Source organism: Gammaproteobacteria bacterium (assembly GCA_015709635.1).
Taxonomy (GTDB): domain Bacteria; phylum Pseudomonadota; class Gammaproteobacteria; order Burkholderiales; family Nitrosomonadaceae; genus Nitrosomonas.
Map to the genome: position 1 here is coordinate 204,526 of CP054180.1, position 12,824 is coordinate 217,349.

At 51.5% G+C, this 12,824-nt stretch carries 12 protein-coding genes; 11 read left to right on the forward strand and 1 reads right to left on the reverse strand.

Translation table 11 applies throughout. The features are described from left to right. Window positions 1–119: 119 nt before the first annotated feature. On the reverse strand, window positions 120–2,624 hold the full coding sequence (gene mgtA / locus HRU78_00985) for a magnesium-translocating P-type ATPase (protein QOJ22391.1): 2,505 nt from the start codon (window positions 2,622–2,624) through the stop codon (window positions 120–122). A gap of 327 nt (window positions 2,625–2,951) precedes the next feature. Here mgtA and HRU78_00990 point away from each other — a divergent pair, with 327 nt between their 5' ends. The 11 genes from HRU78_00990 to HRU78_01040 all read left to right on the forward strand — a co-directional run bounded on the left by HRU78_00990 (window position 2,952) and on the right by HRU78_01040 (window position 12,797). Next, window positions 2,952–3,635 carry a zinc metallopeptidase gene (locus HRU78_00990; GenBank protein ID QOJ22392.1) on the forward strand — a complete coding sequence of 228 codons (684 nt, stop codon included), beginning with the start codon at window positions 2,952–2,954 and terminating at the stop codon, window positions 3,633–3,635. A 142-nt stretch (window positions 3,636–3,777) separates the two neighbouring features. Beyond that, window positions 3,778–4,212: a type II secretion system major pseudopilin GspG gene (gspG, locus tag HRU78_00995; GenBank protein ID QOJ22393.1), complete on the forward strand. Its 435-nt coding sequence runs from the start codon at window positions 3,778–3,780 to the stop codon at window positions 4,210–4,212. Between the two features lie 9 nt (window positions 4,213–4,221). Then, window positions 4,222–5,406, forward strand: coding sequence for a type II secretion system F family protein (locus tag HRU78_01000; protein ID QOJ22394.1), 1,185 nt, complete (start codon window positions 4,222–4,224; stop codon window positions 5,404–5,406). Further along, the gene (locus tag HRU78_01005; GenBank protein ID QOJ22395.1) at window positions 5,406–7,094 is read left to right on the forward strand and encodes a type II/IV secretion system protein; all 1,689 of its coding nucleotides are present in this window, start codon (window positions 5,406–5,408) and stop codon (window positions 7,092–7,094) included. Before HRU78_01000 ends, HRU78_01005 begins: the two co-directional genes overlap by 1 nt. Beyond that, window positions 7,075–7,914: a hypothetical protein gene (locus HRU78_01010; GenBank protein QOJ22396.1), complete on the forward strand. Its 840-nt coding sequence runs from the start codon at window positions 7,075–7,077 to the stop codon at window positions 7,912–7,914. Before HRU78_01005 ends, HRU78_01010 begins: the two co-directional genes overlap by 20 nt. Next, window positions 7,895–8,443 carry a PilN domain-containing protein gene (locus HRU78_01015; GenBank protein ID QOJ22397.1) on the forward strand — a complete coding sequence of 183 codons (549 nt, stop codon included), beginning with the start codon at window positions 7,895–7,897 and terminating at the stop codon, window positions 8,441–8,443. The genes HRU78_01010 and HRU78_01015 overlap by 20 nt, the downstream gene beginning before the upstream one ends. Beyond that, the gene (locus tag HRU78_01020; GenBank protein QOJ22398.1) at window positions 8,425–9,021 is read left to right on the forward strand and encodes a hypothetical protein; all 597 of its coding nucleotides are present in this window, start codon (window positions 8,425–8,427) and stop codon (window positions 9,019–9,021) included. Before HRU78_01015 ends, HRU78_01020 begins: the two co-directional genes overlap by 19 nt. A 5-nt stretch (window positions 9,022–9,026) precedes the next feature. Next, window positions 9,027–9,593 (forward strand): hypothetical protein, encoded by a 567-nt coding sequence (locus HRU78_01025; GenBank protein QOJ22399.1) that lies wholly within the window; start codon window positions 9,027–9,029, stop codon window positions 9,591–9,593. Beyond that, window positions 9,590–11,890, forward strand: coding sequence for a secretin and TonB N-terminal domain-containing protein (locus tag HRU78_01030; protein ID QOJ22400.1), 2,301 nt, complete (start codon window positions 9,590–9,592; stop codon window positions 11,888–11,890). The genes HRU78_01025 and HRU78_01030 overlap by 4 nt, the downstream gene beginning before the upstream one ends. Window positions 11,891–11,898: 8 nt before the next feature. Further along, entirely contained in the window at window positions 11,899–12,408 is a 510-nt protein-coding gene (locus HRU78_01035) for a type II secretion system protein (GenBank protein ID QOJ22401.1), read from the forward strand. Beyond that, a complete protein-coding gene (locus HRU78_01040; GenBank protein ID QOJ22402.1) occupies window positions 12,402–12,797 on the forward strand; it encodes a prepilin-type N-terminal cleavage/methylation domain-containing protein in 396 nt (131 codons plus the stop codon). Before HRU78_01035 ends, HRU78_01040 begins: the two co-directional genes overlap by 7 nt. Window positions 12,798–12,824: the final 27 nt, after the last annotated feature.

Consider the following 12,824-nt stretch of genomic DNA (forward strand, 5'->3'; position numbering starts at 1 on the left):
GCATGCAGTAGAGATTAGCACGGTGAAGATTGAAACAAAATGTTCTTTCAGTAATTGTTAAGAAGTGCTGGCAAGGGCTTGATGAAATAGACGAACGGTTTTTGTGCAATTGTTGATTCTTATGTACTGAACGGTTTGTGCGAAGCGTGATTCAAGCGCCGGTAGAACCACTGTTTGCAATATTCCACGGTGAGCAGGTACGCGCCGATCAGAACCGCCAGTAATCCGAAAAATAACGCCGGTAGCGGCGTGAAACCGAGATATTCCGCCAGCGGGCTCATTGGAAGTGTCATGGCGATGGCGACAATGCTCAACGAAGTGACGGTCAGCCAGCGGTGCGGGTGACTACGGAAGGGATTGCGCCGCGTCCGGATGATGAAAATGACCAGCACTTGTGTGGCGATCGATTCCACAAACCAGCCGGTGCGGAATAGGGTTTCATCGGCGCTAAATACCGCGATGAGCAAGTAAAAAGTAACGAAATCGAATATCGAGCTGATCGGGCCGATGGTCATCATGAAATTGCGGATGAAATTCATGTTCCATTGACTCGGCTGCGCTAAATCCTCCCGGTCGACATTGTCCATCGGCAAGGTGATTTCGGATAGATCGTACAGCAGATTGTTGAGCAAAATTTGCAATGGCAGCAGCGGCAAAAACGGCAGAAAAAGCGTGGATGCGGCCATACTGAACATATTGCCGAAGTTCGAGCTGGTTGCCATCATGATGTATTTCATTACATTGCCGAAGGTGCGCCGGCCTTCGATGACACCGGCGTGCAGTACCTTGAGATCGTGCTCCAGCATGATCATGGCAGCCGCTTGCTTGGCGACATCCACCGCGCCGGCGACTGAAATGCCGATGTCGGCGGTGTGCAAGGATGGCGCATCGTTGATGCCGTCTCCCAAATAACCCACGACATGTTTGCGCGCCTTGAGCGCCAGCAGCACGCGATTTTTTTGCGCCGGGTTGACGCGGCAGAACAGATTGACCTCTTCCACCCGGGCGAGCAGCGCGTCGTCTTGCATGGCGGCAATATCATTTCCGGTCAGCACACCGGTGACGGGGAGGTTCAAGCGGTTGCACACATGGCGCGTGACCCGTTCGTTATCCCCCGTCAAGATCTTTACTTGTACGCCGCTGGCTTGCAGTGCGGCTAGAACCGGACCGGCGCTGACTTTGGGCGGATCCAGAAAGGCCGCGAAACCGCAGAATACCAGCTCGCTTTCATCGGTTATGACAGCATAGGGGTGATCCGGCGCAACCTCGCGCCAAGCGATGCCCAGTACGCGAAAACCATCATTTCCGAATTGGTCGAGCAGTTGATTAATCGATTGCCGTGCGGTTTCATCCAGTGAAACGATAGCGCCTGTTTCATCCTCATACTGGGTGCAAAGGTTCAGGATGTCTTCAGGAGCCCCTTTGACTGCAAGTATCCGTGTCTCTTCATGCTCTACCAGTACCGATACGCGGCGGCGCTCGAAATCGAAAGGCACTTCGTCGATTTTTTTCCAGCCGCTGACGGCGATTTCACGGTGCAGCAGAATAGCATCGTCCAACGGGCTTTTCAGTCCGCTTTCAAAATAACTGTTCAGATAAGCAAGCTCCAAGACACGTTGTGTTTCCTGACCCTGCGCATTGACATGGCGTTCCAGACGGATTTTCGCTTCCGTCAGCGTGCCGGTTTTATCGGTGCAGAGAATATCCATGGCGCCCATATCCTGGATCGCCGACAGCCGTTTGACGATGACTTTCAAAGCGGCCATGCGCAATGCGCCGCGTGTCAGCGTAACCGACACCACCATGGGCAATAATTCGGGCGTCAAGCCAACCGCCAATGCCACGGCAAACAAAAACGAATCCAGCAAGGGGCGGTGCAGCACGACATTGACCAGCAGCGTGAAAAGAACCAGCAGAAACGTAAAACGCATGATCAGCATGCCGAATTGGCGTATGCCAAGCTCAAACGCCGTGGGCGGCGGTTTTTTTTCGAGGCTGCCGGCAATTTGCCCGAGCGCGGTTGTCTGGCCGGTGCGGGTAATGCGCATCCGGGCGGAACCGCTGATCACGGTGCTGCCCATGAAGACCGCAGACTTCGCCTCGACGTCCCATGGATCGGGATGCGCCGAGGCTTCCGCAAATTTTTCTACCGGATAGGGTTCCCCGGTCAATTGCGATTGATTGATGAAGAGGTCTTTGGCGTCGAGCAACTGGCCATCGGCCGGGATCAGATCCCCGGCTGACAAGTAGACAGTATCGCCCGGCACCAGCCGGGCAACCGGAATCTCCGATAACTTGCCGTCGCGCAGCACGGTCGCGGTAATGGCGACTTGCGCCGCCAGTTTGGCGGCCGACTGTCCGGCGCGGTATTCTTGAATGAAGTCCAGTGTGACGCTCATCAGGATAATGACACCGATGATCAATGCGCTGATTTCATCGCCGTTCAGCGCTGATATCGTAATGGCGAGCAGTAGCACCAAAACAAGCGGATTGTAGAAATGCGCGAGAAATTGCAGCACGATGGAGCGTTGCCGGACGGGCTTAATTTCGTTCGCACCGTATTGCTTTAACAGGAGCGCTGCTTCGGCGTTACTTAAACCGGTATCTGTCGGATCGTTAACCATTTTGTCTCGAGCCGTGCTTGTGACGGTTGATTATAGCGGCTTTACGATGATTTGATGTTTCAGTTTTGTGCGGATTCACAGCCAAGAAACCTGCTGGAACGGATAAATAGCACCCTTTGACTGTTCACATCGGGAAATCAAAAGAATGAATTTGACGCTATTCTCAGTGCTCGATACGGCGCTTTATTGTCGCTTGGTTCCAAAGCAAACGGTATAATTGACGAATATTTCCTGATAATTGATTAATAAGGAATATTCTGAGGTGATACGCGAAATGACGGGTAAATTCCATGTGGAACCAATTATTCATGTGGTTATCTCAGGTTTATGCTTTATTTGATACTGGTCATTGTCATCGCTGCGCTCATCGTGGGGCCGTCCTACTGGGTTAAGCATACCTTGGAGAAATACAGTCATCCCGATGACCGTTATCCGGGAACGGGTGCTGAATTGGCGCGTATTCTGCTGGATTGGGCCAATTTGCAGACAGTGAAAGTTGAAGTAACGGAGCAAGGCGATCACTACGATCCGATCGCGAAAGCCGTGCGGCTGACAGCGGATAAATTTAACGGCAAATCGTTGACAGCGATCACGGTTGCGGCACATGAGGTCGGCCATGCGATTCAGGATCGGGATGGTTATCCGCCGCTGAAGTGGCGTACGCGCCTGGTGCAAATAGCGGCTCCAGCCGAGAAATTGGGTGCGGCGATTTTGATGCTTGCACCGCTTATTGCGGTTGCAACGCGCGCGCCGGTTACAGGTGCTTTGTTTTTGGCGGGCGGTTTGTTAACGCTGGGAACTGCAGCAGTCATCCATATGTTCACGTTGCCGATGGAACTGCATGCCAGTTTTGCCCGCGCATTGCCGATGCTGGAACAAGGCGGATATCTCATCCAAGGAGATAAACCGCATGCACGTAAGATTTTGCGTGCCGCTGCGTGGACTTATGTCGCCGCTTCATTGATGGCACTGCTCAATATCGGCCGGTGGTGGGCGATACTGCGGCGTTAGCCGTATTAAAGCGGTAAAATCCCATTGTTTGTGATAGTTATCGTCTTGACCCTGTCAAATAAGCAACTTACCATGTGAAGTTCAATGTGAATTTGGTGGCGTATCTGCAGGAATCAAAAAACTTTTTAGTTAAGGAACGAATATGATGCATTTGGTTGGACAACAACAGGCAAAAGCCGAGCGTGGTTTTACACTTCTCGAATTACTCGTGGTGATGGTGATCATCGGCTTGCTGGCTGCCTATGTCGGGCCTAAATATTTTTCGCAGGTCGGCAAGTCGGAAATTAAAATGGCGCAAGCGCAGATCGATGCGCTGGAAAAAGCATTGCATCAATACCGCTTGGATGTCGGAAGCTACCCGGCAACCGAGCAGGGTTTGGTCGCGCTGGTCAATCGTCCGAACAACGAAGCGCGCTGGCAAGGTCCTTATTTGTCTAAATTGCCGCCAGCCGACCCTTGGGGGCGTCCGTATATTTACAAATATCCCGGTGAACGAGCCGAGTTCGATTTGCTGTCTTTGGGCAAGGATGGACAACCGGGTGGCGAAGGCGAAGCGGCTGACATAACGAATTGGTAAATTCCGGTAATGCGTTATGAAGTGAAAGCCGTGATGTCCGGGCAAGGCACCGTGCATCTTGAGCTGGAAGCGAACAATGAGGAAGAGGCTCGCCGTCAGGTGATTGAGCAGGGCGGCATGGTTCTTAGCATACGGCGCAGCTTCTCGGGTTTTTCGCTGAAAACGAAGAGCCATTTTCCATTGGTCCATTTCAGCCAGGAATTGCTGTCGTTACAAACCGCGGGTTTGAGTTTGGTGGAAAGTATCGAAACACTGCTTGAAAAAGAGCAGGACGGGGGTAATCGCAAAATTATCCAGACTATCCTCGACAGATTGTATGAAGGGGTGACGTTCTCGCAAGCGCTGGAAGAATATCCGCAAGCGTTTCCGCCGCTCTATATCGCCACGGTTCGCGCCAGTGAACGCACTGGCGATCTGGCCGAAGCATTGACACGTTTTATCACTTACCAGACACAGATGGATTTCGTGCGCAAAAAGCTGGTTGGTGCATCGATTTATCCGGTGTTGTTATTGGTCGTCGGTTTTCTGGTTTCCATCTTTTTGATGGTGTTTGTCGTGCCGAAATTCAGCGCCATTTATGATGACATGGGCAGCGATTTGCCGTGGCTTTCGTTGTTGCTGATCAAATGGGGACAATTCGTTCACGAACGCGGCTGGGAACTGGCGATTGCCGCGCTGGCCCTGCTGGCGGCGGCAGGATACACGGTGACCCGGCAAACCTTCCGTGCCAATGTGATGCGGCTGTTATGGCGCATCCCGGCGATCGGCGAGCACATGCGCGTTTATCAATTGGCGCGTTTTTACAAAACGCTGGGTATGCTGTTACGCGGCGGTATACCGATCACGCAAGCGCTGGACATGGTCAGCGGATTACTGCAGCCGCATTTCCGGCCGAAAGTCGCCGCGGCCGCCAAACATATCCGTGAAGGTAAAACGATTTCCACCGCGATGGAAGCGGAGGGATTAACGACCGCAGTCGGCAATCGCATGCTCCGCGTCGGTGAAAGAACGGGCTTGATGGGCGATATGATGGAACGGATCGGTAATTTTCACGACGAGGAAATCGCCCGTTGGGTCGAATGGACAACCAAATTGATCGAGCCGCTGCTGATGGCGGTCATCGGTATCGTGATCGGCGGAATCATTATTCTCATGTATATGCCCATATTTGAATTGGCGGGAAGTATCAACTGATGGATACGGCCGTACACTCTGAAAGCAAAGCGCCGATGGATATCGGCCATTTGGCTGCGGCGCGGCAGAAAGCGTTCGAGCAGGGCGTTTCCGTTATCCGGATTCTGGAGGAAAAAGGCGTTTATACACCTGATGAGCTCATGCAGCAGCTGGGGCAGCTGTTGCATATGCCGGTACTGGATATGAAGGCGATTCATGTGCTCAGTCCCGCTTTTGATATTTTGCCGTTCGGCGAAGCCATGATGAATGAGTGCGCATTGTTCCGCCAGGAACGGAATTATCTGTTTGCCGTCAGCAATCCCTTTTCCAGCAAGTTGCGGGCATGGGCGGAAGAACGTTTTGATGTTGCGGTGGCATGGTATCTGGTGCATCCGGCCGATCTGGGCGCTTTTTTCACCCAGCAGGAAAAAACCATGCGCGCCATGGATCAGGTGCTGTCTTCCACCGAGCTGGATAAAATACAAAGCGGGATCGAGGATTTATCGCTAAAAAGCATCAACGAGGGTACCAGTCAGGTGGTGCGGCTGGTGCACTCCACGTTATACGATGCGCATAAATCGCAGGCCAGCGATATTCACCTGGAAATGACGGCGAGTACGTTGTCGATCAAATATCGCATTGATGGTGTATTGAGCTCGATCGGCGTGATTCAAGGCGCGGACTTGGCCGAGCAAGTCATCTCGCGTATCAAAGTGATGTCCGAACTGGATATTGCCGAGCGCCGCGTGCCGCAGGACGGGCGTTTCAAAATTTCCATCCAGGGACGGGAGATCGATTTCCGCGTTTCGATCATGCCGAGCATTTTCGGCGAAGACGCCGTCTTGCGTATTTTGGACCGGCAAGCGCTGTCCGATCACATCGAAGGATTGACCCTGAATCAGCTTGGTTTCAGTCAGGCGGCAATCGCCAGTATCCGCCGCTTGAGCTCAGAGCCTTACGGTATGCTGCTGGTTACCGGGCCGACCGGAAGCGGTAAAACGACTTCGCTGTATGCCGCGATTTCCGAGGTCAATAGAGGCGACGATAAGATCATCACGATCGAAGACCCGATTGAGTATCAGCTCCCGGGTGTTTTGCAGATTCCGGTGAATGAAAAAAAAGGATTGACCTTCGCACGCGGTTTGCGCTCGATCTTGCGGCACGATCCGGACAAAATCATGGTGGGCGAGATTCGCGATGCCGAGACGGCGCAAATCGCCATTCAGGCGGCGTTGACCGGTCACTTGGTTTTTACCACGGTGCACGCCAATAACGTATTCGATGTCATCGGCCGGTTCGCGCATATGGGCGTGGATCCCTACAGTTTTGTCTCCGCGTTGAACGGAATTCTGGCGCAACGCCTGGTGCGCTTGCTGTGTCCGCATTGCGCGATCGACGAGCGCCCGGATGATAAACTGATCGAAGAATCCGGAATCGCTTTGGATGAAGCGAAGCATTACAACTTCCGCAACGGAAAAGGGTGCGGTCAATGCCGCGGCAGCGGGTACCGGGGACGGAATGCCATTGCCGAGATTCTGCTGCTGAACGATGAGATCCGCGAGCTGATCGTGGCGCAGGAACCGATACGCCGTATCAAGGAAGCGGCCCGGAACAACGGTACGCGTTTCCTGCGCGAGGCGGCTTTGGATATGGTCAAGCAAGGATTAACCAGTTTGGAGGAGGCCAATCGTGTCACCATTGTGGCGTGACCGGATACAGATCTTTCTGGCGCCCGGACAAATCGATTGGGTTCGCTCGACACGCGGCTTCAAACCGGTGCAGGCGGCCAAAGTCACTGTGCTGTGCGAACCGATGCAGGGTGCGCCGCTTTGGCGGACAGCGCTGCAGCAACTGGAAAAACATTTGACCGAGGTATCCAACACGGAATTGACAATCACTTTGTCCAATCATTTCGTGCGTTACGTGACGCTGCCACCGCAGGCGGAAATCATGACGCCGGAGGAAGTGAACGCCTATGCCGCTTTCCGCATGCGCGAAATATATGCCGAACGCGTTGATGCCTGGGTGCTCAGTGTCAGTGAATGGAATCCGCTGACTGGTGCCGTGTGTGCGGCGATTCCGCGCGATTTGCTGGCGGAACTGGAGAAAATGGCTGCGCGGCTGCAATGCAAGCTCAAAGAGATCGAGCCTTATTTTGCGTCCGTTTATGATCGCTGGCAAAAGTTGCTGGATGGCGAAAAAACCTATTGTGCCGTAGTGGAGACCGGGCGTGTGTGCATTTCCACTCAGATTGGCGGCGTCTGGTACAGCATCCGCAATCAGCGCATTGTGCATAGCGTGGCGGATGAACTGCTCGCGGCATTGGATCAGGAAGCTGTATTGTCCGGCAATAAAGCGGCGGTTGAACAGGTTTTTCTATTCGCACCGCAGCATCCGGATTTGACGCTGCCGGAGAACTGTGGCTGGCTTACCATTCCGCTGCCGGCGGAGAAGATACCGGCGCCGGCGCACTATCCATCTGCGCAAATGGGTGACAGCAGGTTGAATCATGCCGCGCTTGAAGCTTAAGTTTCCCGATCGCGGGCAAGCGGTTCCGCACATTGATTTTACGTTGCTGCTGATCGGTCTGCTGGTGCTGTCCGGTGTATTTTGGCAATTCCGGCAAGTAACCGAGGAAGTGAATTACTGGACGAATCGCGTCGAACGTCTGGAGAAACAACAGCAGCAAAAAGCTGCGCCGCGCTCCCGGGCGGCTTCGCGGGTAAAAGAATTCAGCCAGGAAATCCGCAAGGAAATTACCCAGGCCAATGCGATATTGGATCAAATCAATTTGCCTTGGGAGACATTATTCGATGCCATCGAGCACGCGGCGACCGAAGAAATCGCGTTATTATCCTTGCAACCGAATGTGAGCAGCCGGACCTTGCGTATCAGCGGTGAGGCCAAAAGTATGCCGGAGCTGCTCGATTTTGTCGAAGCGCTTGAGCGTGAACTGGTTTTTGAGAATGTACATTTGTTAAACTACAAAATTAAGCAGGATAATCCCCAGCGGCCCATTATTTTTCTTCTGACTGCAGCATGGATGCAAGTTTCTTGAAGACCGAAGCCCTCCAAATACGATTCAACCGGCTGGCGCTGCAATTGCGCTGGCAGGCGAGCCGCCTGGGTGTAATTGGAAAAACCGGTTTAGGTCTTATTGTAGTGTCTACAATCTATTTTTTCTCGGCGCTGTTGCCGCAAGAATCCGATCTGCAGAGACTGAAGGAGCGCGCTGAGATACTGCAAATGCAGGAGCATGCAAAACAAAATCCAGGCGAAACGGAAGGTGGGAAAAAATTGAGCGGTGATCAGGCGCTGCAAGTGTTTTATGATTTTTTTCCGCGCATCGATTCATCGCCTTTTTGGATTCGTGAATTGGTGCAACTGGCCAAGAAGCAAGGCGTGGAACTTAACAGCAGTGAATACCGCCTGGTTTCCGACGGTGATGCGCGTTTGGCGCGTTACGAAATGGTTTTGCCGGTAAAAGGCCGCTATCCGCAGATTCGCGCTTTCATGTCGGAAGCGCTGGAAGCCGTTCCCGCCATGGCCATTTCTGCGATCGCGATGAAACGCGAAAACATAGCTTCCGATAGACTGGAAGTTCGTCTTGAAATTAATCTGTACTTAAATAAATAAGCGCAATGGATCAGGCTGAGAAAAAGCGGAAATTGATTTTGGGCGGCGCATTGATCGCTACATTGGTTGCCGTGGTGCTGGTTGAAGAGGAAGAGATAGCGACTGATACCGGAGAAACCGTGCAACCGGCAAAACCAGCCAGTACAAAAGAAAGAGCCCGAGGCCAGGAAAATACCGCCGAATTGCTGGATGTCAGTAAATTGGGACAAAGAAAATTCAATCCGCTGGCGGGTGAGCTGTTCGCGTCGACTACATGGGCGCCGAAACAACCGCAAATCAGTCTGGAAGAACAAATCGCGCGGGCGGAACAGGCAAAAAAAGCCGCTCCACCGCCCGCACCAACCGCGCCACCCTTGCAATTCAAGTACAGCGGTAAGGCGGTTACCGACAATGAAACCTGGGTTTTCCTGTCGCAATCGGGAGAGCACCACATCACCAAAGTGGGTGGGAAAATTAATAGCCAATACCGGCTGGATTCGATCAATGACAGCACGGTTACCGTCACTTATCTGCCGCTGAATGTCAAGCAGACGCTTACTATCAATAATAAAATCGCAGGAATGTTCCGATGACAAGCTGGAAAACCATTGTCCTTATCATTTTGCTGATGTTCATTGCAGGGTGCGCAATCAATAATCGAACATTCAGCACGCGAAACATTGCATTCAATGAAGGGCAAAAACTGATTGCTGCGGGTCAGTTTGAGAGCGGACTCGGGAAACTGGAGCAGGCATTACGCGAAGAGCCTGAGAATAAAGAAATTCGTGCAGTGCTGATACGCATGCGTGAAGAAGTGCTTAACAAGATACTATCTGAGGCTGATAACTTCCGCTTTGCAGGCGATTTGGATCAATCCGAGCGGGAATATCAGCGAGTCTTGAATCTGTATCCATTTCATGAACGAGCTAAAGAAGGCATCGAAGCGCTGAAATCCGAGCGTCGTCATATTGCTGCTATTAATGATGCAAAGGGATTATTGGCGCGCAATGATGTGATGGGGGCGGAAACAATTGTTCGAGCAGTATTGCAGGAAAACCCGCAACAATCTCATGCGCGGCAACTGATATCGCAAATCAGTTCTCTCATGGTGCGTCCTGAGGTTTCTGATCTGGCGCTGGAGACTGCTTTCAAGAAAACCTTGTCGATGGAATTTAAAGATACCGACCTGAAATCGGTATTTGAAATCATGGCGCGCACGGCAGGTATCAATTTTGTTTTTGACAAGGATATCCGGCAAGACAGCAAAATTTCCATTTTTGTGCGTAATAATACTATCGAGGATATCCTCAAATTAATACTGACGACCAATCAATTGGCCTATAAAGTGCTGAATAATAATTCATTACTTATTTATCCGAATACACCGGCGAAACAGAAAGATTATCAAGAGCTGGTCGTGCGCAGCTTTCATGTCGCGTATACGGATGTAAAACAGATGGTTGCCATGATTCGCGGTATTGTTAAAGCGAAAGATATTTACGTTAATGAACAGCTTAATCTGTTTATCATGCGCGATACGCTGGAAGCTATTCGTCTGACAGAACGGCTCGTGACACTAAACGATATAGCCGAACCCGAGGTTATGCTGGATGTTGCAATCCTTGAGATCGCACGCAATAACAATTTTTTGCTAGGCCCCAGTATTCCTACGCAAGTTACATTTAGTGCGTTCGGTGCTACACCCGCTACCGCAGCTGCGGCAGCAACGGCTGGTCCGGGTGCGGCGCTGCTCAGTCAATTCGGTTTTGACGGTCTTAAGAGCTTCGGCATGACTTCTAAAGCGACGATAGATTTTCAACAAGGACTTTCAAATGCCGACATACTCGCAAATCCCAGAATTCGGGTGGGTAATCGTGAAAAAGCAAAGATTCATATTGGTGAGAAAAGGCCTTTCTTTTCAGCCAATGTTCAGCCGGGTATTAATTCGATTGTTACTTCAACGCCGACTTTTATCGATATTGGGGTTAAGCTGGATATTGAGCCGCGTATTGGTTTAAATAATGACATTACGCTGAAAGTAACACTCGAAGTAAGTAATAAGACCGGAGATTTACAAGGGCCGAGTGGTGCGACGGCTCCTATCATTTCAAACCGAAGTGCAGAAACTATGTTGACTCTGAAAGATGGGGAAACGCAAGTATTGGCAGGACTCATTGATAATCGGGATCAAACGGCTGTAAGCGGACTTGCTGGTTTGCTAAATATTCCGGGATTGGATAGATTTACATCGAATCAGAATATTACCCGCACTAAAACGGAAGTTGTTTTATTGATTACACCCCGTATCATTCGTAATATTCCCAAACCAACCAACCTGGAGAGAGAGTACCACTTCGGTACTGCCAGTGAGGCGGGTAAATTACCGATCGCCATCAAAAAAACTGCCGCGCAATCCTTGTCGATTGCACCGGCTGGGTCAGGACGCGGTGCGGCGCCTGCGGCGATGGATGTTTTTTCCGCAGCCGAATTACAAGAGCCTCCGCCCAATCCATTCGCTAGTGTGGCATCTTCATCGTCTTCTTCGCCGGCGCTTACGCTGCAAGCACCGACCAATGTCGGATTGGGTAAGGAATTTTCGGTCAGTGTCCGGCTGGTGGGTGCAAAAACCACTGTCAACAGTGATTTGCAATTAACTTATGAATCCAGTTCATTGGAGGCGCTGGATGGCGGCGATAAATCGGGAACGCGTGCTATCAAATTAGGCAAGGATCAGGCTTCCGGCTTGGCTGCCCAGATTCGCTTCAAGGTGATCGCGGCGAACCCGGGTACGACAGAGATCAGTATCCAGCACGCCACCGCCGAAGATATGGAAAATGGTCAAGCAACGGAAGTGACATTGCCGCCGCCAGCAAGCATCAATATGAAATAAATCCGGTCATGGGTGTATTGAGCGCTTTTGCAAGACACAAAGGATTTACGCTAATCGAGTTAATGATCGTGGTGGCTATCATGGCTGTTTTGGCGGCAGCGGCAATGCCATTGCGGGAACTCATGGTGAAGCGCGAGAAAGAGCAGGAATTACGTGTCGCATTGCGGCAGATTCGATCGGCGATTGATGCTTACAAACAAGCGACGGATGAGGGGCGTATCACGAAGAAGGCGGATGAATCCGGTTATCCTCCCCGATTGGAAGAATTATTCATGGGCGTACCGGATATCAAGAGTCCGGATAAAAAGGTGATTTATTTTATGCGCCGCTTACCTCGCGACCCGATGTTTGTCGAGCTGGATATCGTCGGTGTTACCGCGACACCGGCTGCGGATACCTGGGGCAAACGCAGCTACGAAAGCCCATGGGATGGCCCGAAAGAAGGCGATGATGTCTACGATGTTTACTCACGTTCTGAGGCCATTGGTCTGAACGGCATTCCTTACCGGGAATGGTGATTAATATGTCCGGAGCAAACAGATATACAGGCTTCACCTTGATCGAGCTGCTCGTGGTGATGGCGATCATTGCGACGTTGTTGAGCATTGTCGCGCCGCGGTATTTTAATTCCATCGATAAAGCCAAAGAATCGGTCTTGCGGCAAGATCTCGGTGTCATGCGCAACGCTATCGATCAATTTTATTCGGATTTCGGCAAATACCCCATCGATTTGGCTGAATTGGTCGATAAACGGTATATGCGCAGTATACCGAGAGATCCCTTTACCGAAAGCGATAAAACCTGGATCGAAATTCCGCCTAAAAATGAGACGGAGTCGGGAGTCTATGATGTGCAGAGCGGTTATACCGGGCGGGCATTGGATGGCTCGTATTATCAGGAATGGTAGCGTTCTTACATTATTAGCGCATAAATA